Source organism: Demequina mangrovi, from assembly GCF_000759715.1.
GTDB classification, from domain to species: domain Bacteria; phylum Actinomycetota; class Actinomycetes; order Actinomycetales; family Demequinaceae; genus Demequina; species Demequina mangrovi.
Genome location: NZ_BBLU01000008.1, coordinates 92,973 through 118,279 on the forward strand (window position 1 = coordinate 92,973; position 25,307 = coordinate 118,279).

General features: G+C 71.9%; 26 protein-coding genes. 6 read left to right on the top strand and 20 right to left on the bottom strand.

Annotated features, from left to right (window positions below; genetic code table 11):
* Position 1: 1 nt before the first annotated feature.
* From TR42_RS15330 to sigE, 3 genes are read right to left on the bottom strand one after another with little or no spacing between them, the layout of a single operon-like run.
* Positions 2–1,537, bottom strand: coding sequence for a S1C family serine protease (locus tag TR42_RS15330; RefSeq protein ID WP_052405880.1), 1,536 nt, complete (start codon positions 1,535–1,537; stop codon positions 2–4).
* A gap of 20 nt (positions 1,538–1,557) precedes the next feature.
* Positions 1,558–2,400: an anti-sigma factor family protein gene (locus TR42_RS14830; RefSeq protein WP_042215067.1), complete on the bottom strand. Its 843-nt coding sequence runs from the start codon at positions 2,398–2,400 to the stop codon at positions 1,558–1,560.
* Positions 2,397–2,984, bottom strand: coding sequence for an RNA polymerase sigma factor SigE (gene sigE, locus TR42_RS08980; protein WP_042215226.1), 588 nt, complete (start codon positions 2,982–2,984; stop codon positions 2,397–2,399). Before sigE ends, TR42_RS14830 begins: the two co-directional genes overlap by 4 nt.
* Before the next feature lie 116 nt (positions 2,985–3,100).
* On the opposite strand from sigE, the gene TR42_RS08985 reads away from it, so the two are divergent.
* Positions 3,101–3,730 (top strand): O-methyltransferase, encoded by a 630-nt coding sequence (locus TR42_RS08985; protein ID WP_042215070.1) that lies wholly within the window; start codon positions 3,101–3,103, stop codon positions 3,728–3,730.
* A 66-nt stretch (positions 3,731–3,796) separates the two neighbouring features.
* On the opposite strand, the gene TR42_RS08990 is transcribed toward TR42_RS08985, so the two are convergent.
* The 4 genes from TR42_RS08990 to dapE form a co-directional block, all read right to left on the bottom strand.
* Complete coding sequence (locus TR42_RS08990) at positions 3,797–3,964, bottom strand: DUF3117 domain-containing protein (protein WP_074789343.1); 168 nt, start codon at positions 3,962–3,964, stop codon at positions 3,797–3,799.
* Positions 3,965–4,082: 118 nt separating this feature from the next.
* Entirely contained in the window at positions 4,083–4,361 is a 279-nt protein-coding gene (locus TR42_RS08995) for a DUF4242 domain-containing protein (protein ID WP_042215072.1), read from the bottom strand.
* 157 nt (positions 4,362–4,518) lie between these two features.
* Positions 4,519–5,244 (bottom strand): LOG family protein, encoded by a 726-nt coding sequence (locus TR42_RS09000; RefSeq protein ID WP_042215073.1) that lies wholly within the window; start codon positions 5,242–5,244, stop codon positions 4,519–4,521.
* 9 nt (positions 5,245–5,253) lie between these two features.
* The gene (gene dapE / locus TR42_RS09005) at positions 5,254–6,345 is read right to left on the bottom strand and encodes a succinyl-diaminopimelate desuccinylase (RefSeq protein WP_042215074.1); all 1,092 of its coding nucleotides are present in this window, start codon (positions 6,343–6,345) and stop codon (positions 5,254–5,256) included.
* Positions 6,346–6,489: 144 nt separating this feature from the next.
* Here dapE and dapD point away from each other — a divergent pair, with 144 nt between their 5' ends.
* Together dapD and TR42_RS09015 are read left to right on the top strand one after the other, a co-directional pair.
* Positions 6,490–7,437, top strand: coding sequence for a 2,3,4,5-tetrahydropyridine-2,6-dicarboxylate N-succinyltransferase (gene dapD / locus TR42_RS09010; RefSeq protein WP_042215076.1), 948 nt, complete (start codon positions 6,490–6,492; stop codon positions 7,435–7,437).
* 1 nt (position 7,438) lies between these two features.
* On the top strand, positions 7,439–8,308 hold the full coding sequence (locus tag TR42_RS09015; protein WP_052405882.1) for a hypothetical protein: 870 nt from the start codon (positions 7,439–7,441) through the stop codon (positions 8,306–8,308).
* Here the strand turns inward: TR42_RS09015 and TR42_RS09020 are convergent.
* The 8 genes from TR42_RS09020 to TR42_RS09055 form a co-directional block, all read right to left on the bottom strand.
* On the bottom strand, positions 8,305–8,601 hold the full coding sequence (locus TR42_RS09020) for a 2TM domain-containing protein (protein ID WP_042215080.1): 297 nt from the start codon (positions 8,599–8,601) through the stop codon (positions 8,305–8,307). The two genes, TR42_RS09015 and TR42_RS09020, sit on opposite strands and share 4 nt — an antisense overlap.
* An 86-nt stretch (positions 8,602–8,687) precedes the next feature.
* Positions 8,688–9,986 (bottom strand): citrate synthase, encoded by a 1,299-nt coding sequence (locus TR42_RS09025; protein ID WP_042215082.1) that lies wholly within the window; start codon positions 9,984–9,986, stop codon positions 8,688–8,690.
* Positions 9,987–10,035: 49 nt separating this feature from the next.
* Entirely contained in the window at positions 10,036–11,145 is a 1,110-nt protein-coding gene (dapC, locus tag TR42_RS09030; RefSeq protein WP_042215083.1) for a succinyldiaminopimelate transaminase, read from the bottom strand.
* Between the two features lie 9 nt (positions 11,146–11,154).
* The gene (gene fdxA / locus TR42_RS09035) at positions 11,155–11,475 is read right to left on the bottom strand and encodes a ferredoxin (protein WP_042215085.1); all 321 of its coding nucleotides are present in this window, start codon (positions 11,473–11,475) and stop codon (positions 11,155–11,157) included.
* 106 nt (positions 11,476–11,581) lie between these two features.
* Positions 11,582–13,744: a VanW family protein gene (locus TR42_RS09040; protein WP_042215087.1), complete on the bottom strand. Its 2,163-nt coding sequence runs from the start codon at positions 13,742–13,744 to the stop codon at positions 11,582–11,584.
* Entirely contained in the window at positions 13,741–14,100 is a 360-nt protein-coding gene (locus tag TR42_RS09045; RefSeq protein WP_042215089.1) for a hypothetical protein, read from the bottom strand. The genes TR42_RS09040 and TR42_RS09045 overlap by 4 nt, the downstream gene beginning before the upstream one ends.
* 101 nt (positions 14,101–14,201) lie before the next feature.
* Positions 14,202–16,103 carry a translational GTPase TypA gene (gene typA, locus TR42_RS09050; protein WP_042215091.1) on the bottom strand — a complete coding sequence of 634 codons (1,902 nt, stop codon included), beginning with the start codon at positions 16,101–16,103 and terminating at the stop codon, positions 14,202–14,204.
* A gap of 139 nt (positions 16,104–16,242) precedes the next feature.
* A complete protein-coding gene (locus TR42_RS09055; RefSeq protein WP_042215093.1) occupies positions 16,243–17,313 on the bottom strand; it encodes an EamA family transporter in 1,071 nt (356 codons plus the stop codon).
* A 39-nt stretch (positions 17,314–17,352) separates the two neighbouring features.
* Here TR42_RS09055 and TR42_RS09060 point away from each other — a divergent pair, with 39 nt between their 5' ends.
* Both TR42_RS09060 and TR42_RS09065 read left to right on the top strand, forming a co-directional pair.
* On the top strand, positions 17,353–17,886 hold the full coding sequence (locus TR42_RS09060; RefSeq protein ID WP_042215094.1) for a CGNR zinc finger domain-containing protein: 534 nt from the start codon (positions 17,353–17,355) through the stop codon (positions 17,884–17,886).
* A gap of 40 nt (positions 17,887–17,926) precedes the next feature.
* Complete coding sequence (locus TR42_RS09065) at positions 17,927–18,520, top strand: hypothetical protein (RefSeq protein WP_042215096.1); 594 nt, start codon at positions 17,927–17,929, stop codon at positions 18,518–18,520.
* A 3-nt stretch (positions 18,521–18,523) separates the two neighbouring features.
* On the opposite strand, the gene TR42_RS09070 is transcribed toward TR42_RS09065, so the two are convergent.
* Positions 18,524–19,960 carry a helix-turn-helix transcriptional regulator gene (locus TR42_RS09070; RefSeq protein ID WP_042215098.1) on the bottom strand — a complete coding sequence of 479 codons (1,437 nt, stop codon included), beginning with the start codon at positions 19,958–19,960 and terminating at the stop codon, positions 18,524–18,526.
* Positions 19,961–20,096: 136 nt separating this feature from the next.
* Here TR42_RS09070 and TR42_RS09075 point away from each other — a divergent pair, with 136 nt between their 5' ends.
* On the top strand, positions 20,097–21,950 hold the full coding sequence (locus TR42_RS09075) for a phosphoenolpyruvate carboxykinase (GTP) (RefSeq protein ID WP_052405884.1): 1,854 nt from the start codon (positions 20,097–20,099) through the stop codon (positions 21,948–21,950).
* A gap of 69 nt (positions 21,951–22,019) precedes the next feature.
* Here TR42_RS09075 and TR42_RS09080 read toward each other — a convergent pair whose 3' ends face one another.
* Genes TR42_RS09080 through TR42_RS09095 form a run of 4 tightly spaced genes read right to left on the bottom strand, consistent with a single transcriptional unit; the run spans position 22,020 to position 25,293 of the window.
* A complete protein-coding gene (locus TR42_RS09080) occupies positions 22,020–23,726 on the bottom strand; it encodes an amidase (protein ID WP_042215100.1) in 1,707 nt (568 codons plus the stop codon).
* A 50-nt stretch (positions 23,727–23,776) separates the two neighbouring features.
* Positions 23,777–24,142, bottom strand: coding sequence for a RidA family protein (locus TR42_RS09085; RefSeq protein WP_042215102.1), 366 nt, complete (start codon positions 24,140–24,142; stop codon positions 23,777–23,779).
* On the bottom strand, positions 24,139–24,879 hold the full coding sequence (locus TR42_RS09090) for a class I SAM-dependent methyltransferase (protein ID WP_042215104.1): 741 nt from the start codon (positions 24,877–24,879) through the stop codon (positions 24,139–24,141). The genes TR42_RS09085 and TR42_RS09090 overlap by 4 nt, the downstream gene beginning before the upstream one ends.
* A gap of 60 nt (positions 24,880–24,939) precedes the next feature.
* Positions 24,940–25,293 carry a zinc ribbon domain-containing protein YjdM gene (locus tag TR42_RS09095; protein ID WP_042215106.1) on the bottom strand — a complete coding sequence of 118 codons (354 nt, stop codon included), beginning with the start codon at positions 25,291–25,293 and terminating at the stop codon, positions 24,940–24,942.
* Between the last annotated feature and the right edge of the window lie 14 nt (positions 25,294–25,307).

Sequence of the window (25,307 nt, forward strand, 5' to 3'; positions counted from 1 at the left end):
CCTATTCTGACGGCTCCGGGAAGAGTCGTTCGCCAAGCCCGCCGCGATCCTCGTCCTGCTGCTGCTCGAGCTCCTGATCCGAGGTGTCCTCGAACGTGACCTCCTTGTTCGACACGAGGGTCACGTCGATCTCCTGCTCGTCGTCGCCGCGCTGCACCGTGAGCGTCACGGTGTCGCCCGCGGCCTTGGCGCGGATCGCGACGATGAGCTCGTCGGAGCGGGTGATGGGACGACCGTCGATCGCGGTGATGATGTCGCCGCGCTCGATGCCCGCCACGTCCGCCGGTCCGCCCGAGACCACGGCGCCGCTGGCGTCCGCGACCTCCACGCCCTCGCCGGTGTACGAGGCGTCGAGGCTCACGCCGATCATCGGGTAGGTGGCCTCACCGGTCTCGATGATCTCCTCGGCGGTGCGCCTCGCCTGGTTCGAGGTGATGGCGAAGCCGAGCCCCACGGAGCCCGACGCCGAGCTGGTGGTGCCGAGCGTCGCGATCGCGGAGTTGATGCCGATGACCTCGCCGTCGGAGTTGATGAGCGGGCCGCCCGAGTTGCCGGGGTTGATCGCGGCGTCCGTCTGGATCGCGTCGATGAAGGCCGTCGAGGAGGTGTCGCCTGCGGTCACCGGGCGGTGGAGCGCGGAGACGATGCCCGTGGTGACGGTGGACTCGAGGCCGAGCGGCGAGCCGACCGCGATGACGTCGTCGCCGACCACCAGCTCGTCGGAGTCGCCGAGCACCAGCGGGGTGAGGCCGTCCATGTCGATCTTCACGACCGCGAGGTCGTAGTCGGCGGTCGCGCCGACCACGGCGCCGTCGTGCTCGGTGCCGTCGCTCATCACGATGGTGACGGTGTCGTCGTCCGTCCCCTCGACCACGTGGTTGTTGGTGAGGATGTAGCCGTCCTCGCGGATGATGAAGCCCGAGCCCTCGGCGGCCTCCTCGCCGTTCTGGATGTTCTCGATCGAGACGACCGAGGGCATGACGGCGGAGGCGATCGCGGCGACGGTGTTCTCGTCGGTCCGCGCGATGGTCGAGCTGCTCGAGTCGGGAAGCGTCGACGTGCTCGACCCGGACGAGCCGCCGCTCGCGGTCGCGTCGTCGGCCACGAAGGAGTCGTAGGCCCAGGCGCCGCCGAAGCCCGCGCCGGCGGCGAGCACCAGCGACGCGGCGACGAGCGCGGCGATCGCGCCGCGGCTGCGACGGCGGGGCTCAGGCGCGGCGCCGATGGTCGTGGTGCCGGCCGGCGGCTCGGCGGGGGGCGCGAAGGCGTCGGTCTCGGGGGAGGCTCCCGGCAGCGGCGCCGATGCTGCGACCGGGGCCGCGGGAGCCGCGGCGGGGGTCGAGGCGGCAGGCACGTAGGCCGGGGTGATCTCGATGGTGTCGTTGGTGACGTCCTCGCGCTGCGCGGCGACGGTGGTCGTGTCCGGGTCCGGAGCGGAGTCGTGCACCTGCACGGTCGCGGCCTCGTCGTGGTTGGCAGTCGGCTCGTCGCCCGAGCCGGAGGGGTCGCGCGGAGGCGCGAACGGGTTGTCGTTCATCAGGTCTCTCACCTATCGGGCTAGCGACCGGTGAGGGCGTCTCCGAAGACGCCCAGGCCGGCCATGACTTGGTCGACGAAGCCGGGCTCGTCGTCCTGCGGGAACTCGGCAGCGACCTCCTCGAGGGTCCCCACCGTGCAGTCGCACGTGAGGATCACCACGATGTCCCCCGCCTGCCAGGCGATGCTCGTGGGGTCGGTGCCGATCACATAACCGTCGAGGCCGTCGACCGCGATCGGGAGGAGGGTCGCCTCCGGATCCACGATCATCCGTCCGTGCCACTCCGTGACGAGCACGGGCTCGGCGTCGGTCAGCAGCGAGTATGCGAGCACACGCGCTCCGTTCGACGCCTCGCGCACGGTGCCCTCGACGGGATCGAATCCACTCGACTGCCAATCCGGGTGGATCCACTCGCCCGTGGACGCCCAGTCACGCATGGTGCTGGAGTCCATCCGGGCGACGCTCAGCATCCCGGTCTCGGACGAGGCCACGAGTCCGGGGTCGATGTCGTCGGGCTCGCCGGCGACGTAGGCCGCGCCCACCACCGCGATCAGCAGCAGCGTCAGCGACAGCGTGAGGACCGCCGGGCGGCGGTCGCGCCCGCGTGCCGCGCGCGCGTCGCGTCGCGTCTCGTGCTGCGCCATCTCCGCGATGTGCTCGCGGTCGAGCAGGCGCTGCGCGAACGACACGTCGATGCCGCACTCCGACGAGTTCAGCGCCTCGCGGGCGGTGCGCAGCTCGTCCCAGCGTCGACGGCACTCGTCGCACCTGTCGAGATGCGCCATCGCCTCGGCCGCGGCCTCGCGCGGCATGCGGTTGTCGAGGAGGTCGTGGATGCGTTCGCCGAGGTGACGTCCGGTCACGCGTCCCCCCGCAGGGGCGCTCGATGGGAGAGGGACTCGCGGAGCCGCGCTCGCGCACGGGACAGGCGTGAGCGGACCGTGCCCATCTTGATGCCGAGCGTCGCGGCGATCTCCTCGTAGGACAGGCCCTCGATGTCGCTCAGCACCACCGCGGCCCGGTACTCGGGCGGCAGGTCGGCGAGCGCCTCGATGATGTCGTCGCCGAGGTGCGACATGTCGAACGCGTCCTCCGGCTGGCCGGAGCGCTCGTGCCGGTCGAAGCTGTCGGCCGTCGCGACCGCCGCGTCGTCGTCCGCCATGAAGTCGAAGCGGATGCGCTTCTTGCGACGCATGCGGTCGAGGAAGAGGTTGGTGGTGATGCGGTGCAGCCAGCCCTCGAAGGTGCCGGGCTTGTACTGCGACAGCGAGTTGAACACGCGGACGAAGACGTCCTGCGTGAGGTCCTCGGCGTCGTGCTGGTTGCCGGTCAGGTGGTAGGCCAGCCGGTACACGCGGGCGGAGTGGTTCGCGACGATGCTCTCCCACGTCAGCTCCGGTGCGTCGGCAGGGGTGATCGTCTCGGCCGGGACGGCGGTCTCGGTCATCGTGCTCCCCTCCTCGGTCACATCGCTTCAACGGGTCCTGACCTCCTCATGTTCCCATGCCTGCCTGAGAGTTCGCTGGGACCGAGCGGATAGGCTGACCCCGAGAGGGAGGCGAGATGACAATCGAGGCAGCGAACTGGGCGTATGCCGAGGACTTCGTCGAGGAGGATCGCGTGATCCTCGAGGCTCGCGACGTCGCCGACGAGCTGGGCTGCGTGCCCGTGCTGCCGGGCGCGTCGAGGGCGATCGAGGTGCTGGCGAAGGCCATGCGCGCCACCACGGCGGTGGAGATCGGCACCGGTGCCGGGATCTCCCTCACCTATCTGCTGCGCGGGATGGCGCCCACGGGAGTGGTCACCACGATCGACGTCGAGCCCGAGCACCACAAGGCGGCGCGGCGCACCATCGCGGCGGCGGGCTTCGCGCCCGAGCGCGCGCGCATGATCACGGGCCGTGCGCTCGACGTGCTGCCCCGGCTCACCGACGGCGGCTACGACATCGTCCTCATCGACGCCCGCAAGTCCGAGTACCCCGCGTACCTCGAGCACGCGATGCGGCTCCTGCGCTCGGGCGGCCTGCTGCTCATCGACAACGCGCTATGGCACGGGCGGGTGCCGGACCCGGCGCAGCGCGACAAGGACACCACCGCGGTGCGCGAGACGCTCAAGGCCGTACGCGAGGACGAGCGCCTCACCGTCGCGCTGCTCGACGCCGGCGACGGCCTGCTCACCGCCGTCAAGGCGTAGGAGACGACGAACCCCGGCACGGTCCGAGGACCATGCCGGGGTCGGGAAACCTGTGTCGGGCCGCGCCTACTGGATCGCGGCGTGGAGCGCGTCGCCGAGCTCCTTGACCTCGTCCGCGGTGATCTCCACCACGAGGCGGCCGCCGCCCTCGAGCGGGACCCGCATCACGTAGCTGCGACCCTCCTTCACGACCTCCATGGGGCCGTCGCCGGTGCGGGGCTTCATTGCAGCCATCGTGTGCTTCTCCTCAGGTGGGTCACGGTCCGCGTGACGCGGCATTGCACCTGATTCTACTGCGGGGGCGGGAGCGTTCCCAAATCCCTCCCCCCGTACGGCGCGTCCGGTCGACCCCTCAGGCCCCGTGGTAGAAGTACGGGTCCAGGACCCGCACCTCGGTGATGGTGTCGACCGGCAGCCCGGTGAGCGAGGCGGCGGAGCGGACCGCGTCGGGGCTCGGCCCGTCGTAGATGCAGTACGTGAGGGACTTGTCGTCGGTCACGTAGGAATGCACCCAGGTCACGCCCTGGGTGGCGTTGGCGTCGACGACGCCGAGGCACCCGCGGGCGCCCTCCGACGTGGTGGGGATCTCGAGGCCGTCCGGGAACGTCCGCTGGACGAGGTAGCGAGGCATGGCGGTGTCCTTTCCGTGTGCGCCGGTCCGTCCGGCGTCACCGGGAGCCTCGCGGGCAAGCCGTCCCGTCCGCATCGGGCACATGCCCTAGTCGCGCGCCGCTCCGGGCGCGGACCTGTGCGCGCTCCCGGCCCGCGTCATCGGCCGGGACGAGGCGTCAGCCCTCGGCCTGCGGCGTGGTGGCGAGCCGGACCGCCTCCTCCGGGGAGTCCGTGATGTGGAGCAGGTCGAGGTCGTGCGCGGCGATCTTGCCCTCCCCCGCCACGGTGTCGCGCAGCCAGCCCACGAGGCCACCCCAGTACTCGCTGCCGAGCAGCACGAGCGGGAAGCGGCGGACCGTGCGGGTCTGCACCAGCGTGAGGCACTCGAACAGCTCGTCGAGGGTGCCGAAGCCGCCCGGCAGGGCGATGAAGCCCTGCGCGTACTTCACGAACATCGTCTTGCGCACGAAGAAGTAGCGGAAGTGGATGCCCAGGTTGATGTGCTCGTTCATGCCCTGTTCGAAGGGCAGCTCGATGCCGAGCCCCACGGAGGTCCCGCCCGCCTCCGCCGCGCCCTTGTTGGCCGCCTCCATGCAGCCGGGCCCGCCGCCCGTGATGACGGCGTAGCCGGCCTCGACCAGCAGCCGTCCCACCTCGACGCCGGCCGCGTACTCGGCGGAGTCGACCGCGGAGCGCGCGGACCCGTAGACGGTGATCGCGGGACCGAGCTCCGCGAGGGCGCCGAAGCCCTCGACGAACTCGGACTGGATCCGGAGCACCCGCCACGGGTCGCCGTGGACCCAGTCCGCATGGTCGCGCTCATCGAGCAGGCGCTCGGCTGTCGAGGACGTGGGGACGTTGACCCCGCGCAGCAGCACGGGACCCTTGCGGTACTCCTTCATGAGTCCTCCTCAGGACGTGAGCCAGGCCTCCAGGCCCGCACGGCAGTTGCGGATGTCCTCGACGGGGCAGCGCTCGTCGTCGGCGTGCGCGAGCTCGGGGTCGCCCGGGCCGTAGTTGACGGCGGGGATCCCCAGCTCGCCGAAGCGCGCGACGTCGGTCCAGCCCTGCTTCGCCCGCGGCGCGTCGACACCGGTGGCGGCGACCGATGCGGCGAACGAGGCGGCGAGCGGGGCGTCGAGGCCGGGCCGCGCGGCGCCCGAGAGGTCCGTGTACACGACGACGTACGCGTCGAGCCCGGCCGACGCGATGAGGCCCTCGAGGCGCTCCTGCGCCTGCTCGAGGGTCCAGCACGGCGCGAAGCGGTAGTTGACGGTGACGATGCACTCGTCGGGGATGACGTTGCCGGCGATGCCGCCCGAGATCCCGACCGCGTTGATGCCCTCGCGGTACTCGAGCCCGTCGACGGCGATGGTCTCGGCCTCGTAGGCCGCGAGCGCGGCGAGCAGCGGCGCGGCGCGGTGGACCGCGTTGACGCCCTTCCACGCGCGGGCGCTGTGCGCGGCCCTGCCCGGGATCCGCACCTCCGCGCGCATCGTCCCGTTGCACCCTCCCTCGATGACGCCGGACGTCGGCTCGCACAGGACCGCGAAGTCCCCCTCGACCAGGTCGGGGCGCTCGCGCGCGACCCGGCCGAGGCCGTTGCGCACCGCCTCGACCTCCTCCTGGTCGTAGAACACCCAGGTGACGTCCCGCGTGGGCGCGTCGAGCGCCGCGGCGAGCGAGAGCTGCACCGCGACGCCGGCCTTCATGTCGACGGAGCCGCGCCCCACGAGGTCGCCCTCGGGCGACCACTCGCCCGGGACGTTTCCCTTGATCGGCACGGTGTCGAGGTGGCCCGCGATCACCACCCGCTCGGCGCGCCCCAGCGCGGTGCGCGCGACGATCGCGTTGCCGAGCCGGATCACCTCGAGATGCTCGAGCGGCGCCAGGGCCGCCTCGACCGCGTCCGCGATCCGGTCCTCGTTGCCCGACACCGAGGGGATGTCGACCAGGGCCTTCGCCAGGTCTTCGACGGATGCGGCCAGGTCGAGGTGGGTCATGACGTCAGCCTATCCGCGCGCCCCGGGCGCCCTGGCGGGACATGCAGGCACGATCGGGCCCGGATCCGGCCCTCATGTCCCGCCGAAGCCCTCGGGAGCCCGAGGCGCGCGAGGGGTGCGCCGCGCCTGAACTACCCTGGATCCATGACTCGACCCGCCTTCGGATTCGGCCTCGCGACCATCGACAACAACGGCACCGTGCTCGACACCTGGTACCCCTCCCCCGCGCTCGGCGAGCCGAAGGCCCGCGACGACGCGCCCGCGCAGCTCAAGGCCGCGGAGCGCACCGACGATCTGCGCGACGTCGTGATCAAGGTCGTGAAGACGGTGATCGACCTGGACGAGGCGCCCGCCTCCGTCGAGGACGCGTACCTGCGCCTCCACCTCCTCAGCCATCGCATCGTGCAGCCGCACGGCCTCAACCTCGACGGGGTCTTCGGCGCGCTCACCAACGCCGTGTGGACCTCCGACGGTCCCTGCGCGATCGAGGGCTTCGAGCAGGTGCGCCTGCGCTACCGCGCCTTCGGCCGCCAGCTCACGGTGTACGGCATCGACAAGTTCCCGCGCATGGTCGACTACGTGGTCCCCTCCGGCGTCCGCGTCGCCGATGCCGACCGCGTGCGCCTGGGCGCGCACCTGGCCGAGGGCACCACCGTGATGCACGAGGGCTTCGTGAACTTCAACGCCGGCACGCTGGGCCACTCGATGGTCGAGGGCCGCATCTCCGCGGGCGTCGTGGTGCACGACGGCGCGGACATCGGCGGCGGCGCGTCGATCATGGGCACCCTCTCGGGCGGCGGCAAGGAGGTCGTGTCGATCGGCGCGCGCTCGCTGCTCGGCGCCAACGCGGGCGTCGGCATCGCGCTCGGCGAGGACTGCGTGGTCGAGGCGGGCCTCTACATCACGGCGGGCACCAAGGTCACCCTCAAGGGCCGCACCGACGAGGCCGGCGACCCGGTCGTGGTGAAGGCGCGCGAGCTCTCGGGCCAGGACGGCATCATGTTCTGGCGCAACTCGGTCACGGGCGTCATCGAGGCCGTGGCGCGCGAGGGCAAGGGCATCGAGCTCAACTCCGCGCTCCACGCGAACTGACGTGAGCGCGCGGCGGCGCTCCGTCGCCGCGCTCGCGATCCTCACGCTCGCGGGCGGCGCCGCGGTCTACGGCACCTACCTGCTCGCGGTGCAGCCGCGCGAGGGCGAGCCGAGCGGACGATGCACGGCGTCGCTCGACGAGGCATCGGCGAGCCTGTCGGCGGAGCAGGCGGGCAACGCGGCGCTCATCGCGGCGTCCTCGTCGCGCCTGGGGCTGCCCGCGCGCGGCGCGACCATCGGGATCGCGACCGCGATGCAGGAGTCGAGCCTCATCAACATCGACTACGGCGACCGCGACTCGATCGGGCTGTTCCAGCAGCGCCCGTCGCAGGGCTGGGGGTCGATCGAGCAGATCATGGACCCGTACTACTCGGCGGACACGTTCTACACGGCGCTGGCGAAGGTGAGCGGCTGGCAGGACATGGCCGTGACCGTGGCGGCGCAGACCGTCCAGCGCTCGGCCTTCCCGGACGCCTACGCGAAGCACGAGGGAATGGCGCGGCTGTGGGCGTCGGCGCTGCGCGGGCACTCCGGCTCGCTCGCCGTCGACTGCGACGTCTCCGCGGGGCCCGGCACCACCGCGGCCGCCTTCGTCGACCGCATCGACCACGACCTGGGCGCCGGGGCATACGAGGTACGCGCGCTCGCCTCGACCGAGGACGGGCTCTGGCTCGACGTGGTGCCCGCCGGCGCGGAGCGCTGGCGCCGCGACGCCTTCGCGGCGTGGGCCGTCGCCGTCGCCGCGACCGAGTCCGTCGAGGCGGTGGTCGACGGGACCACCGGGTGGGAGCGCGCCACCGGCCTGGGCGCGGTGGACGCCCCCGGCGCGCCCCTCGGCGTGGCCGTGCGGCTGCTGCCGGTCGAACCCTAGGAGCTCTCGCCCCCGTCGCCCATGCTGCCCTTGAGCTTGCGGTACTCGCGCTCGATCCGGTCCTCGCTCGGGCGTCCGGCGCCCGGAAGGAAGGCCGCGGCCGCCGTGAAGGCGAGCCCGATGCCCATGCCGAGCATCGGCCACGCGGGCCAGAAGTAGCCGCCGCCGTTCGACCACCAGATGAACGTGAACATGCTCCACAGGATCAGGCAGACGACCAGGAACCAGTAGAAGCCGTTGCGTGCCTCCACGCGTCGCTTCGCCTCGCGCCGCAGCGCGTCGTCGCTCGTCATGACGTGCCCCCTTGCCTCGTCGAGCGGGTCCGGGGCATCCCGCCGGGCCGGTCGGCCCTCACCGCACGAGTCTACGCCGCGGAGGTCTACTCGTCGCCGCGCTGCGCGAGCGGCACGTAGTCGCGCTCGACCTCACCGGTGTAGATCTGGCGCGGACGGCCGATCTTGGTGCGGGGGTCGTTGAGCATCTCGCGGTAGTGCGCGATCCAGCCGGGCATGCGGCCGAGCGCGAACAGCGGCGTGAACATCGTGGTCGGGAAGCCCATCGCCGAGTAGAGAAGGCCCGTGTAGAAGTCGACGTTGGGATAGAGCTTGCGCTCGACGAAGTAGTCGTCGGACAGCGCGATCTCCTCGAGGCGCTGCGCCATCTGGAAGGTCTCGTCCGAGCCGCCCAGCGACGTGAGGAGCTCGTCCGCGAGCTTCTTCACCACGGCGCCACGCGGGTCGTACGACTTGTAGACGCGGTGGCCGAATCCCATGAGACGCGCGCCCTCGGCCTTGTCCTTGACCTTCGCCACGAACTGCTCGACGGTGTCGCCGGACTCCTTGATCTGGTCGAACATGCGCAGCGCGGCCTCGTTGGCGCCGCCGTGCAGCGGCCCGGACAGCGCGCTCACGCCCGCGGCGACCGAGGCGTAGATGTTCGCGTGCGACGAGCCGACGATGCGGACGGTCGAGGTCGAGCAGTTCTGCTCATGGTCCGCGTGGAGGATGAGAAGGACGTCGACCGCGCGCTTGACCGCCGGGTCGATGTCGATGTCGCCCGACGCGGGCGAGAACGCGATCCGGAGGAACTCGTCCACGTAATGGCCGCCGCGGCGCGGCTCGATGAGGTCGCCGCCACCGGCGCGACGCTGCAGGTACGCGATCACGGTCGCGGTCTTCGCGAGCAGCAGCACGGTCGCGAGCTCGATCTCCTCGGGAGAGCGGCCCACGGACTCGGGGTAGAACGTGCTGAGCGCGGAGATGGCCCCGGAGAGCACCGCCATGGGGTGCGCGTCGCGCGGGAAGGCGCCGAGGAAGGACTTGATCCCCTCGTGCACGTGCAGGTGGCGCGACACGCGGTTGTTGAGCGCGGTGAGCTGGTCCTCGGTGGGGAGCTCGCCGTGGATCAGCAGGTAGGCGACCTCGAGGAACGTCGAGTTCTCCGCGAGCTGCTCGATCGGGTAGCCGCGGTAGCGCAGGATCCCGTTGTCGCCGTCGATGTAGGTGATCGAGCTCTCGCACGAGGCGGTGTTCATGAATCCCGGGTCGACGGTCACCAGGCTGGTGTCGCGCATGAGCGTGGCGACGGACATGCCGTCGTTGCCGATGGTCGACCGCTCGAGCGGGAGCTCCCGAGTGCTGCCGTCGACCGTCAGCCTTGCGTCCACCACTTGCGCCATGTTCTCCCCTTCGAAATCATGAACCCTCGCCCAAAACTTGAGCGCTGGTTTACTCGCGTTTTGCGAGCCTACTAGATGCCCGAGAGATCCCGGAATCGCTCGCGGTGAGGGCGATGCGCACATGCCGCCGCGCAGCCTCGCCGTAGAACGCTCCCGGTGCGGCCAGTATGCCCCGATCTGCCAGGTAATCGAGAGTGTCCCAGCAATCCTCGTCGCGGGTGGCCCACAGGTACAGGCCTGCCTCGGAGTGCTCGACACGGAAGCCCGCGGCCCGCACGGCCGGCAGCAGCAGCTCCCGGCGCGCCCGGTAGCGCTCCTTCTGCTCGGCGACGTGCGCATCGTCCGCCAGCGCGACCGTCATCGCGGCCTGCACCGGGGCGGGGACGATGAGCCCCGCGTGCTTGCGCACCTCGAGCAGCGGTGCGATCACCGCGGGGTCGCCCGCGACGAAGGCCGCGCGGTAGCCCGCGAGGTTGGACTGCTTCGAAAGCGAGTACACCGCGAGGACCCCCTCGTGGGACCCGCCGCACACGCGCGGATCGAGCACGGACGGCACCTCGGCGCCCGTCCACGAGAGCTCGGCGTAGCACTCGTCCGATGCGACCAGCGCGCCGATCTCGCGCGCCGCGGCGACCACCTCAGCGAGCTGCTCGACGGTGGCGACCCGGCCGGTGGGGTTCGACGGCGAGTTGACCCAGACGAGGCGCACCGCGGGGTTGCCGCGCCACGCCTCGACGTCGTCGCTCGCGAGCGGGGTCGCGCCGGCGAGCCGCGCACCGACGTCGTACGTCGGGTACGCCGCCTCGGGGTGCACCACCACGTCGCCCGGACCGAGACCGAGGTAGGCCGGCAGCGTGGCCACGAGCTCCTTGGACCCGACCGTGGGCAGCACGGCCGCCGGATCGAGACCCGGGGCGCCGCGGCGGCGCGCGAACCACCCCGCGACGGCCTCGCGGAGCGCCGCGGTGCCGTGCGTGGTCGGGTAGCCCGGCGCGTCCGCCGCGGCCGCGAGAGCCTCGCGGACCACGGCGGGCGTCGGATCGACGGGCGTGCCGACGGAGAGGTCGACGAGGCCGTCAGGGTGCGACGCCGCGCGCGCCTTGTACGGCGCGAGCGAGTCCCACGGGAAGTCCGGCAGCGAGCGAGGGCTCAGCCCCATGCGCGCGCGTCAGCCGTTCTGGGGCGCGAGCGACTTGATGAGGTCGTGATCGTGCTCGATCAGCCCCATCTTCGCGGCGCCGCCCGGCGACCCGATCTCCGAGAAGAACTCGACGTTCGCGTTGTAGTACTCGGCCCACTTGTCCGGGACGTCGTCCTCGTAGTAGATCGCCTCGACGGGGCACACCGGCTCGCAGGCGCCGCAGTCGACGCACTCGTCCGGGTGGATGTAGAGCATGCGCTCGCCCTCGTAGATGCAGTCCACCGGACACTCGTCGATGCACGCCTTGTCCTTGACGTCGACACACGGCAGAGCGATGACGTAGGTCACTGCGCCTCCTCCAAGCTGGGATCTACGGGGGTGCGGCCATCATACCGCCGCCGGGCGACGCTCCTACCGGGGCCGTCCACCGCCCCCGGCGTGCGCATCGTGCCCGCTATTCGGCGGTGCAGGTGACGCCGTCGTTGGGCTGGTACCTCCACGTGTACGACGACTCGTCGACCAGCGCGCCGTCGAGGTACACCTCGCGCGTGTTGGTGATGGTGAAGCCCGGGTTGCCGGGGGCCGTGTTGATGCAGCCCTCGCGGTCGGACTCCACGCGCTCGGGCTGGACGAAGTCGGTCTTCTCGGACGCGTAGGTCTTCACCTCGTAGTACGGCGTCGACCAGATGTCGACGTGCAGGGTGTCGTCCTCCACGTACGAGCTGAGCACCAGCGCGTACGGCGTGTTGTTCTTGAAGCGCAGGTCGAGCGCACCCGAGTAGATCGTCGCCTCGCGGCCCGCCGGGTAGCGGTCGAACCACTTGGTGTGCGGACGATGCTCGACGTCCTCGAGCCCCGCGAAGTACGCGGCGTTGTAGACCGTGGTCGCCATCTGCGACAGGCCGCCGCCGATGCCGTCGGCGAGGAACCCGTCGACGATGACGTGAGCGGCCTGGTAGCCGCCCTCGACGGTGATGGGCGCGAGCGTGTCGAGGAGCGAGAACGTCTCATCGGGCTGCAGCACGGTTCCGGTGACCTTCTTCGCACCGACCACGAGGTTCTGCGTGCGGATGGGCTCCGGGGTCAGCGGCGTGTCGAACGACGCGACCTTCTCCTTGAAGTCGCTCACGCCCAGGTCGTCGCTCGTGACCGAGGCCTCGGTCTCGTGGTACGGCATCTCGCCGGCGCGGTCGACGGTCATCGCCGCGGCCACGACGGCCTCGCCGAGCGCGGCGCCGTCGATCGCCTGCCCCGCCGTCGACTCCTTGACCTTGATGTCGTGCTTCTTGTCGAAGGAGAACGAGGCGGACGTGGGCGCGCTCACCAGGGACGGGTCGGCCGACTCGAGCTCGGCCGCGAGGGTGAGACCGTCGACCTCGAGCACGAAGCCGTCGCCCTCGGTCGCGACCGAGCCCAGGCGCGTGAGCTGCTCGGACGTGACCGTCGCGCTGCCGTTCGGCCCCGTCATCTCGACGTCGCCCGCGAGGATCTCCGAGTTGAGCTCCGTCATGAACGCGTCCGCGGTCTCGGTGGTGATCGCCGCCGGCTTCGAGACCGTGACGGCCTCGTAGGTGTCGACGGGCCAGGCGTCGCCCAGCCCGGACGCCGTGGTCTCGGAGTCGACCGCGATCCCGTCGATCGCGGGCTCGGACGTGGCACCGGTCGAGGTGACCTCGACCGACGCGTCCTGCCCGTCGACCTCGAGCGGGCCGGCGGCGTCCTCGATCGAGGCGGCCAGCGCCTCCTCGTCGACCACGGTGACGACCGGGACCTCGACGCCGCGCCCCGTGAAGGCGCGGAGGATGTCGTAGGGCGAGAGGCTGAACGAGATGAGGTCGTCGACGGTGGCGCCGGCGCCCGCGACGAGCCCGGAGTCCAGCGGGTCGATGCTGGTCTCGCGGTCGTCCGCGGTGAGGGTCACCGGCGTCGAGTTGAGCTCGTCGACCGCGGGCTTGAGCGCGTCCACGGCCTCGTCGCGGTCCATCCCGCCGAGGTCGACGCCCAGCACGGTCGTCCCCGCGGGGATCCTGTCCGCCGCGTACACGGCGGCCGCGCCGTAGCCGCCGACCAGCAGCACGAGCACGAGTGCCAGCGCCCAGCGGCCCCAACGGACCCCTCGGCGCGCCTCGGCAGCGTGGTCCGCATCGTCCTGCGCGGCCTCGTCCTCCGGGAGGGTCTCGACGATCTCCGCCTCGACCGGCTCGGGCTCCGCCGCCGTCGCCACGGCCGCCGGCACCGCGGGCAGCACCGCGGTGGGCTGGTCGTCGGGGTCGGCGGGCGGCTCGGCGAGGAAGGCGGGAACCGTCTCGGTCTCCTCCTCGTCGCCGTCGAGGTCGGCGTCGATCTCGGCCTGGGCCTCGTCGTCATCGAAGCCGTCTGGCTCCTGATCCGCCGCGGGCTCGTCGGACTCGATGGGCTCGTCGGACTCGATGGGCTCGTCGGACTCGACGGGCTCCTCAGGAGTGACAGCCTCGTCGGGCTTGACGGCCTCGTCGGGCTCGACCGTCTCCTCAGTCTCGACGGACTCCTCGGGGGCCGCGGCCTCGTCCTCGGGGCGCGGCTGCTCCTCGACCGCGTCGAGGCTCTCGGTCAGATCGTCGTCGTGCCGGTCGCTCATGCCGCGACCTCCTTCACGTCACCGAGGAGCCTTCGCGGCAGGAGCCCGACCACGACGACCACGATCGCGCCGCCGTAGACCCAGGTGAGCCCGCGCGCGTCCGACAGGATCAGCGGCGCGGATCCGCCGGGTCCGGCGGTAGCGAGCAGCGAGGTGAGGATCACCCACGCTGCGGCGAAGATCGACAGCCCGGCGTACGCGCGCCAGGCGCGCGAGAAGGTGCTCGCCGCGGCGACCAGCAGCAGGCCTGCCGTCACCCCGAACCAGCCGTAGGCACGGTGCGATCCGGCGCCGACGAGCGCGACGAGCGCGCCGAGGACCGCGATCGCGAGGTACGAGGAGAGGATGCGAGCCATGCCGACCATGGTAGGTGCGCCGCGGACCGGTGAGACGACGCCCCTGCGTCGGCGGGTCGCCCGGCCCGCGCCCCGGAGGGGTCGCGAGCCGGGCGGTGCCGCTACGCGTTCTGGCGCTTGAGGCGCGACGCCGCGCGGGCGCGCTCCGTGCCGTCCAGGATCACCTTGCGGATGCGCACCTTCTCGGGCGTGACCTCGACGCACTCGTCCTCACGCGCGAACTCGAGGGACTCCTCGAGGGTGAGGCGGCGCGGCGGCGCCAGACGCTCGAGCTCCTCCGCCGTCGACGAGCGGATGTTGTTGAGCTTCTTCTCCTTGGTGATGTTGACGTCCATGTCCTCGTTGCGCGAGTTCTCGCCGATCACCATGCCCTCGTAGGCGTCCTCGGTGGGGCCCACGAAGAAGGTGCCGCGGTCCTGCAGCGCCATGAGCGCGTTGGACGTGACCGCACCCGCGCGGTCCGCGACCAGCGAGCCGTTGGTGCGGTACTCGATCGCGCCGGCCCACGGCTCGTAGCCGTGACCGATCGACGAGGCGATGCCGGTGCCGCGGGTGTCGGTGAGGAACTGGCTGCGGAAGCCGATGAGGCCGCGCGCCGGGACGATGAACTCCATGCGGACCCAGCCGGTGCCGTGGTTCGACATCGACTCCATGCGACCCTTGCGCGACGCGAGGAGCTGCGTCACGGCGCCGAGGTGCTCCTCCGGGACGTCGATGGTCATGTGCTCCATCGGCTCGTGGAGCTTGCCGTCGATCTCCTTGGTGACCACCTGGGGCTTGCCGACCGTGAGCTCGTAGCCCTCGCGGCGCATCTGCTCGACGAGGATCGCGAGCGCGAGCTCGCCACGGCCCTGGACCTCCCACGAGTCGGGACGCTCGGTGGGGAGCACGCGGATCGACACGTTGCCGATGAGCTCCTTGTCGAGGCGGTCCTTGACCTGGCGCGCGGTGACCTTGGCGCCCTTGACGCGGCCGGCCAGCGGCGAGGTGTTGATGCCGATGGTCATCGAGATCGCCGGGTCGTCGACCGTGATCTGCGGCAGCGGACGTGGGTCCTCGATGTCGGTGAGGGTCTCGCCGATGGTGATCTCCTCGATGCCCGCGACGGCGACGATGTCGCCGGCCTTGGCGGACTCCGCGGGGACGCGCTCGAGGCCCTTGGTCTCGAGCAGCTCGGTGATCTTCACGGTCTTGAGCGAGCCGTCCTTGCGGGCCCACGCGACCTGCTGACCCTTGCGGATCTCGCCGTTGAAGACGCGCAGCAGCGCGAGGCGGCCGAGGAACGGCGAGGCGTCGAGGTTGGTGACGTGCGCCTGGAGCGGGTGGCCGTCCTCGTAGGACGGCGCGGGGATGCGCTCCATGATGACCTTGAACAGCGGCTCGACCGAGTCGCCGTCGGGCAGCGTGCCGTCGGCGGGCTGGGTGAGCGACGCGATGCCGGCCTTGGCCGACGCGTAGACCACGGGCACCTCGAGCAGCGCGTCGACGTCGAGGTCCGGGACCTCGTCCTCGAGGTCGGAGGCGAGGCCCAGGAGCAGGTCGTGGGTCTCCTCGACGACCTCCTCGATGCGCGAGTCGGGGCGGTCGACCTTGTTGACGACGATGATGACGGGGAGCTTCGCCGCGAGCGCCTTGCGCAGCACGAAGCGCGTCTGCGGGAGCGGGCCCTCGGACGCGTCGACCAGGAGCACGACCCCGTCGACCATCGACAGGCCGCGCTCGACCTCGCCGCCGAAGTCCGCGTGACCCGGGGTGTCGATGACGTTGATGGTGGCACCCTCGGCGCCCGCCGCCTCACCGGTGTACCGGATCGCGGTGTTCTTCGCGAGGATGGTGATGCCCTTCTCGCGCTCGAGGTCGCCGGAGTCCATGGCGCGGTCCTCGACGTGGGCGTGGTCGCCGTAGGCGCCTCCCTGCACCAGCATGGCGTCGACGAGGGTGGTCTTGCCGTGGTCGACGTGGGCGACGATGGCGACGTTGCGCAGATCAGAGCGCAGGGGCATGCGGGAACTCGATTCCGTTGTCAGGGGGAGAACGGTCCGACATGGACCGCCGGGCCATTCTACCGGCGCTCGCGCTCCGATACCCAATGACGAAGGTGAAGCGTGATGCGGACGTGACGCGGGACGCGCCGCATCGTCCTCAGGAACGCTCGAGAGTCACATCCGTCATGGGGAGTCCACTGTCCGCAAGGTCGACCTCGTCGACGATGCCGGCGGGCAGCGCATCGGGCACCACGTCGGTGCCCGGCAGCGCGGGCTCCGGGGCGCCGGCGAGCCCGTCGTCCGGCTCGCCCAGCTTGACCAGGACGACGCCGGCCAGCACCAGGGCCGCACCCGCGACCTGGACGGGCGCGGGCTGCTGGCCCACGAGGGCCCAGGCGAAGAGCGCCGCGGCGAGCACCTCGATGAGCGCGATGAAGGAGCCGAGGCGCGCGCCGAGGCGGCGCGTCGCGGCGATGCCGACCACGTAGGCGACCGCGGAGGTGATGACGCCGAGCAGCGCGACCGCGACCCACCACGGCATGTCGACCGGGACGAGGTGCACGGTGTTCGTCGCGAACACGACGGGCAGCACGCCGGTCGCCGCGGCCGCGCCCAGGATGGCGGCGGCGACCACGAGGCCGCCCCACGCCAGGGTCACGGGCGGCAGCCCGGTCGAGGTCGAGCCGGAGATGACGAAGTAGACGGAGGCGCCCACCATCGCGCCGAGCGCCCAGCCGATGCCGACGAGGCTGACGTCCGCCGCGCCGCCGATGAGGTCGAGCAGCAGCACGAGGCCGGACATGGCCACCACGGCGCCGAGCAGCGTGAGGCGCCCGGGCCGGTGCCCGCGCGTCGCCCACAGGTAGCCCACCACCACGATGGGCGACAGGTACTCGATGAGGAGCGCGACGCCTACGTCGAGGTGCCCGACGGCGAAGAAGTAGAAGAGCTGCGCACCGGCGACGGCGAACGCGCCGTACGCGATGACGGTGCCGGCCGCGCGGCGCAGCAGCACCCACCGCCCGCGCAGCGCGAGGAGCGCGGGAACGGTGAGGACCACGGCGGCGATCGCGACACGGACGAGCGTCGCGGCGCCCGCGGTCCAGCCCGCATCCATGAGCCCGCGCGCGAGGCTTCCCGAGAGGCCGAAGGAGGCGGCCGAGAGCAGGGCGAAACCGAGGCCCTGGGCACGGTTGACGCGCGCAGCGTCATGAGTCAAAGCGGTCATGGCTCATGAGCCTAAGACCGGCTTTGGTAATGTGTCAAAATGACTTTCGCCGATGACACCGCAGAGGCGCTCGAGTCAGGCGTCTTCCTGTCGAACTCCGAGCTCGAGCCCGACACGCTCACCACGTTCGACGAGCTCGTCGAGTTCTTCGACCGCTTCGGCTACACCGGCGACCGGCCCACGGCGGCCGACCTCGAGCCCGTCCGCGCGATCCGCACCCCGCTGCGCGACCTCTTCCTCGCCTCGCGCGACGATGCGGTGCCGCTGGTCAACGCGATCCTTGCGGAGCAGCACGCGCTCCCCCAGCTGGTGCGCCACGGCGACGTCGACTGGCACATCCACGCGACCTCGGACGACCAGCCGCTGCACGTGCGCATCCTGGTCGAGACCGCGATGGCGATGATCGACGTCATCCGCGACCACGAGCTCCAGCGCTTCTCGCGCTGCGCGATGGACGACTGCGAGGGCGTGGTGCTCGACCTCAGCCGCAACCGCTCGCGCAAGTACTGCACCGTGACCTGCACCAACAGGGCCGCGCAGGCGGCCTACCGCGCCCGCCAGTCCGAGGACTGACGCGCGCCGGAGCGGGACCCTCGCATGGGACGATGAGCGCATGCAGACATATCGGGCGCGCTCCTCCGTCGTCTGGGGCTGGGTCGCCATCGGGCTCGGCGTGGTGGTCGCCGTGATCCATGTGTCGACCGTGGGCTTCGAGTACGCGACGGGCGGCCTCGGGCTCGGCGCCGCGGCGGCGCTCTTCGGCTACGGCGCCTTCCTGCGCCCCCACGTCGCCACGTACGAGGACCGTGTCGAGCTCCACAACGTCACCCAGACGGCGACGATGCCGTTCTCGCGCCTCGCGGACCTCGACACGCGGTGGTCGCTCGAGGTGATCGGCGACGACGGGCTCAAGGTCGGCGCCTTCGCCGCCCCGGCGCCCGGCGGCGTGAGCGCACGCCGCCAGCACGTCGAGGACAAGCGCAACGACGTCGTCGACGGCGGCGTCCCGGGCCGCATGGGCGACAAGCTCGGCACCCCCTCGGGCGACGCCGCCGCGCTGGTCCACCGCGCATCGTCCGCGTGGCACGAGGCTCACCCGACCGCGCCCGCGAGCGAGGGGCCGTCCGTCACGCGCAGCCCCGACTGGCTCGGGATCGTGGTGATGGCGGCCGCGCTCGCCGCGACGCTGTGGGGCCTGTTCGGCTGACGCTCAGTCCGAGTCCTGCGCGTGGGACTCGAGGAACTCGTACAGCTCGCGGTCGTCGACGCCGGGGTACGTGCCCTGCGGCAGCGGCGAGAAGATGTGGGCGTGCACGCGGGCGCTCGCCCACGCGCGTCCGGACCAGCGCTCGGCGCTCTCGGTGTCGGGACGCCGGCAGCAGCTGAGGTCCGGGCAGTGCGACACCGCGCGGTTCTGGGTCTCCCGGCCGCGGAACCATCGCGACTCCTCGTACGGGACCCCGAGGGTGATGGAGAACTCCTCGGCCTCGGTCGCGCCGGTCTGCGTCGCCTCGAAGAAGGTCCCCACCGGGGTGTCGGTGTACTGGAAGTACTCGGTGGTGCGCGTGGTCCGCGCGAACGCGCGCCGCGCGCTCCAGTGGCGGCACAGGACCTGACCCTCGGCTGCGCCGGTGACGTCGACGGGCAGCGGCAGTCCGTCGTTCTCGTACGCGCGCACGAGCGCGCCGTCGCCGCCCGCGCGCAGGAAGTGCAGACGGATGCCCAGGTGCACCGTCGCGAGGTTGGTGAAGCGCAGCGCGGCGGCCTCGTGCGTGACGCCGAACGCGTCGCGGAAGTCCTCGATCGCGATGTCGCGCGCCTTCTTCGCACTCTCGAGGAACGGCACCGCGGCCGCCTCGGGCATGAGGCATGCCGCGGCGTAGTAGCTCGCGTCCTGACGCTGGCGCAGGAAGTCCGCGTAATCCTTCGGCTCGCCGTGGCCGAGCCGGATGTGCGCCATCGCCTGCAGCGCGAGCGAGCGCAGCCCGTGCCCGCCCGGGATCGAGGCCGGCGGGATGTAGATGCGCCCGCTCTCGAGGTCGAGCACGCAGCGGGCCGAGTGCGGGAGGTCGTCGGCGTGGACGATGCTGAGCCCCAGGCGGTCCGCCATGAGGCTCACCGTGCGGTGCGTGAGCGCGCCGCCCAGGTGTCCGACCGAGGCGACGTCCTCGGAGGCGAGCGCCTCGATCGCGGGCACGTGGTTGTCGACCGCCTCCATGCGCAGGCGCTGGCGGGTGTTGGCGCGGCGCGCCTCCTCCGGGGTCGCGATCGCCTGCCGGGCGCGCCGGTCGAGCTCGCGGTGCAGGCCCACGAGGGTGCGGAGCACGTCGTCGGGCATGGTGCGCGTCGGTCGCAGCGCCGGCAGCCCGAGCTCGCGGTAGGTCGACCCCTCCTGGGCCCGTTCGAGCGCGATCTCGAGGGCGGCGCGCGGGCTCGGCGGCGCCTCGTCCAGCAGGTCGCCGACGCTCACCCCGAGCCGGCTCGCGAGCGCCGTCAGCAGCGTGACGCGCGGCTCGCGCCGGCCGTTCTCGATGAGCGACAGCTGGCTCGGCGCGACGTCGACGTCGCGTCCGAGCTGCTCGAGCGTGAGGCCCGCGTCGGTCCGGAAATGGCGCACGCGGCGCCCCAAGGTCGAAAGATCCGCCATGGAATTCACGTTATCGAAAGAACAGCGAAATTTCATGCATGAATTGTCGACAAACGACGCCCGGTTGCTCGTAGCGTCGAGAACAGCACGCAAGTTTCACACCGATCCCATCCCCGAGTCCAACGAAGGAACCACCATGGCGATCATCGACCAGCCGCTCCGCGAGTCCGCAGCGACCCGCGCCGCCTCCGCACCCGAGTCCGCCGACCCGCGCATCGTCGCGTGGGTCGAGCGCCTCGCGCTTCACGCGACGCCCGACGAGGTGGTGTGGTGCGACGGCTCGCAGCCCGAACGCGCCCGGCTGATCCGCGACATGGTCGACACGGGGACCATCGTGCCCCTCGACTCCGAGCGCCGCCCCGGCAGCTACCTCGCGCGCTCGAACCCCGACGACGTCGCCCGCGTCGAGTCGCGCACCTTCATCTGCTCCGAGAAGGAGGAGGACGCCGGCCCCACGAACAACTGGGTGCCGCCGGCGGCGATGCGCGAGACGCTCCACGGCCTGTTCCGCGGCGCGATGCGCGGTCGCACCATGTACGTGGTCCCGTTCGCGATGGGACCGGTGGGCGGCGCCCTCACGCGCTACGGCGTCGAGGTGACCGACTCGCCCTACGTGGTCGTGTCGATGGGGACCATGACCCGGATGGGGGCCGAGGCGCTCGCGCAGATCGGCCCCGACACCGAGTGGGTCAAGTGCGCGCACACCGTGGGCGCGCCCCTCTCACCGGGCGAGGCCGACGTCGCGTGGCCGTGCAGCACCACCAAGTACATCTCGCACTTCCCCGAGAGCCGCGAGGTCTGGTCCTACGGCAGCGCGTACGGCGGCAACGCGATCCTCGCGAAGAAGGCCTTCGCGCTGCGGATCGCGAGCGCGATCGGCCAGGACGAGGGCTGGCTCGCGGCGCACATGCTGCTGCTCAAGGTCACCAACCCCCGCGGCAGGGTCTTCCACGTCGCGGCGGCCTTCCCCAGCGCCTGCGGCAAGACCAACTTCGCGATGCTCCAGCCCACCATCCCCGGGTGGACCGTCGAGACGCTCGGCGACGACATCGCGTGGATCGCCCCCGGACCGGACGGGCGCCTGCGGGCGATCAACCCCGAGGCCGGGTTCTTCGGGGTCGCGCCCGGCACGGGCCGCTCGACCAACCCGGTCGCGATGGACACGCTCGAGCACGACGTGGTCTTCACCAACGTCGCCCTCACGGACGACGGCGACGTGTGGTGGGAGGGCGTGACCGACGAGCCGCCGACGCACCTCATCGACTGGACCGGGCAGGACTGGACGCCCGATGCGGACCGCCCCGCCGCGCACCCCAACTCGCGCTTCACGGTCTCCGCCGCGCAGTGCCCCACCATCTCCGACGACTGGGACGACCCGGCGGGCGTCACGCTCGACGCGATCATCTTCGGCGGTCGCCGCGCGACCAACGTGCCGCTGGTGTCCGAGGCCCGCAGCTGGGAGCACGGCGTGTTCATGGGCGCGACCCTCGCGTCCGAGCGCACCGCGGCCGCCGAGGGGACCGTCGGCGAGCTGCGCCGCGACCCCTTCGCGATGCTCCCCTTCTGCGGCGTGCACATGGCCGACCACTGGCGGCTGTGGCTCGAGGTCGGCGCGAAGGCCGAGGCGGCGGGCGGCGCTCCCGCGATCTTCCAGGTCAACTGGTTCCGCAAGGGCGCCGACGGGAAGTTCCTGTGGCCCGGGTTCGGCGAGAACATCCACGCGCTCGCCTGGATGCTCGATCGGATCGAAGGACGCGCCGAGGGCGTCGACAGCCCGTTCGGCCGCGTCCCCGCCGCGGGCGAGATCGACTACGCCGCGGCCGACGTGAGCGACGCGCAGTGGGCCGCGCTGTTCGGGCTCGACCAGGCGGCGCTCACCGCCGAGGCGGACGATGCGGCGCGCTTCCTCGACTCGTACGGCGCCAAGGTGCCGGACGAGGTCCGCGAGCAGCTCGCGGTGATGCGCGAGGCCATCGACGAGCTCGGCTGAGACGTCCCGGCGGGCGCCCGGCCCCGGGAGGGGGGAGCCGGCGTCGCGCGTCCGTCGGGCACCCCGAGGCTAGAGCCGCGGGGTGCGCGAGGGCTCGTCGCGCCGGTCGCCCGTGGCCTCGAAGCCGGCGGCCATGCGCAGCAGGCGCACGTCGTCCCAGCCGCGGCCCGCGAACGTGAGGCCCAGGGGCATCCCGATGTCGCGCATCGTCCCCATGGGGACGGTGACCGTCGGCACCCCCAGGTGCCGGATGGCGAGGTTGCCGTTCGCGACCCACACGCCGTTGCGCCAGCCCGCGTCGGCGCTGTCGGGGTTCACGTCCATGTCCGCGGGGCCCACGTCCGCGACCGCGGGGAAGACGATCGCGTCGAGCGCGAGGGAGTCCATCCACTCCTCGAGGTCGAGGCGGCGGGTCTCCTCGAGGCCGCGCAGACCGCTCTCGATCTCGGGGATGTCCTCGAAGCGCTCCGGCAGGCCCGCGCGAGCGACGTCGGGGTAGTCGGCGATGTCGTCGTCGAAGCCCGTGTAGCGATCGGGCAGCGCTCCGGGGGGCTGCGGGAAGATCCGGGCGCCGTCGACATGCGTGAGGTCCGGCAGCCCCGGGTCGCCGTTGGCACGCAGGAAGTCGTCCCATGCCCACGTGGACAGGTCGACGATCTCGCGCTTGAGGTACTCCGGCGACACCAGGCCGCGGGTCGCGATGGTGGGCGCGCCGGGGCGGTCGCCCTCGTAGTTCTCGATCATCGGCAGGTCGACCTCGACCACGGTCGCACCGGCCGCCTCGAGGTCGCGACGCGCGGCCTCCCACAGCTCGAGCCCGCTCGGCCGGGGCACGATGCGCGTGCCGGTCGGGCCGCCGATGCCGCCGTCGGGACGGGTCCCCGCGTCGGGATCCGTGCCGAGGTAGAGGCGCGGCACGCCGATGCGCGCTCCGTGCAGCGCGCGGCCGGCGCCCTCCGCGAGCGCGACGTACGAGTCGGGACGATGCGCGTCGACGCTCGGCAGGTCGATCCACGGCTGGGTGCGCCACAGGTCGCCGCGGGTCTCGACGTCCTCGGCGACGATGACGTCGAGCACCTCGAGCAGATCCGCCATGGTGCGCGTCTGCGGGACCACCACGTCCATGGTCGGGACGAGCGGCCAGTTGCCGCGCACCGAGATCACGCCGCGGCTGGGCGTGTACGCGCACAGCGCGTTGTTCGAGGCCGGGCCACGGCCGCTCGACCACGTCTCCTCGCCGAGGCCGAAGGCCGCGAACGAGGCCGCGGTCGCCGTGCCGGAGCCGTTGGACGAGCCCGAGCCGAACGGCGCGGTGAGGAAGTCGGCGTTGTAGGGGCTCTCAGCGCGGCCGTACACGCCGCGCTGCATACCCCCGTTGGCCATCGGCGGCATGTTGGTGAGGCCGAGGCAGATGGCGCCCGCGTCGCGCAGCCGCGCGATGGTGAAGGCGTCGCGCTGCGCGACGAGATGCTCGAAGGCGGGGCTGCCGGCGGCGCAGGTGAGCCCGCGCACCAGGTACGAGTCCTTGGCTGTGTAGGGGATGCCGTCGAGCGGGCCGAGGGACTCTCCCCTGGCGCGGCGTGCGTCGGCGGCCTGCGCCTCCGCGCGCGCGTCGGGGTTGTCGACCACGAGCGCGTTGAGGGCGGTCGCGGTGCCGGGACGGTCGTAGGCGCCGATGCGGGCGCGGTACGCCTCGACCAGCTCGACGCTGGTGGTCGCTCCCGACTCGAGAGCATCGCGCAGCTGCGCGATGCTCGCCTCGACGACGTCGATCATGGTGACTCCTCCGGATGCCGTGGGATGACGAGGCTAGCGCGACGCGCGCCTCATCCCCGGTAGGCCGTCGCCTCGATCTCGATCCGCATGGCCGGATCGATGAGGCCGCACTGCTGCATCGTGGCCGCAGGACGCACGTCGCCGAACCAGCGGCGCAGCACCGGCCAGCACTCCTCGAAGTCCGAGGCGTCGGGCAGGAGGTAGCGCACGCGCACCACGTCGGCCATCGTGAAGCCGCCTTCGTCGAGCGCGGCCGCGATGATGCCGAGCGCCGCATCGGCCTGCGCGGCAGGCTCGGGGCTCGCGGTGCTGGTGGTCCCGGACACGAAGCACCAGTCGCCCTGGACCACTGCGCGCGAGTACGCGACCTGCTCCTCCCAGGGACCGCCGGAGGAGATGAGCCTCCGCTCGCTCATGCGGCCGGGGCCACGCGGGTCCGGTACCCGTGGGTGACGTACGGCATGGGGAACTCGCCGCCGCCGGCCAGCTCGGGGGTGCGCGCGATGAGGTGCTCGAGCGCGACGTCGAGGTCGACGCGGAAGGCCTCGGGGGCGGTGATGTAGTTGCTGCGCGAGTGCACGAGCGCGCGGAGCCCGTCCGCGGTGATCGGCCGCTTCCAGGTGAGCTCCTCGATCTCGAGGGGGCCGAAGGGCGCGGGGACGCGAGGCGGTCCCGCCGCGAGCATCGTCTCCGCCGACGAGTGCCCGATCACGCGGGTGAGCGCGGTCACCCAGTCGCTGCGCTCGTTGCGGATGTTCCATACGAGGCCGAGCACGCCGCCGGGCGCGAGCACGCGGGCGATCTCCGTCGCGGCAGCCTCCGGGTCGACCCAGTGCCACGCCTGCCCCATGACGACGGCGTCGACGCTGCCGTCCTCGAGGGGGATCTCCTCCGCCGTGCCGCGCATGGTCGGCACGCGAGGCACGTGCGCCTCGAGCGTCGCGAGCATCACCGGGTCGGGATCCACCGCGACGACCTCGGCGTGCCGGCAGCGGTGGATCGCCTCGGTGAGCTTCCCGGTGCCGGCGCCCAGGTCGAGCACGCGTCCGGTGACGCCCTCGAGGAGCCAGTCGACCATCTGGAGCGGGTAGCCCGGGCGGCCCTTCGCGTAGTCCGACGCGGCCTTGCCGAAGCTGAGCGATCTCTCGTTCACGGGACCACCGTAACCGCGCGCGGGCACGGTCCACGAGGGCCATCGGCCCGTGCCGGGCGCTCAGGCCTTCTTCACCACGGAGGACTTCAGCTGCATCGACCCGAATCCGGGCACCGTGCAGTCGATGTCATGGTCCCCCACGCCGTCGACGAGGCGGATGCCGCGCACCTTGGTGCCCACCTTGATGGACTGCGACGAGCCCTTGACCTTGAGGTCCTTGATCACGGTCACGGTGTCGCCGTCGGCGAGGACGTTGCCCACCGCGTCCTTGATCACGCGCGGGGCGTCCGATGGCGCATCGTCCACCGCCGCGGGGGACCATTCGTGCCCGCACATCGGGCACACGAGCAGCGCGCCGTCCTCGTACGCGTACTCGCTCGCGCACTCGGGGCACGGTGGGAGGGTGTCGCTCATGCCTCGAGCGTAGG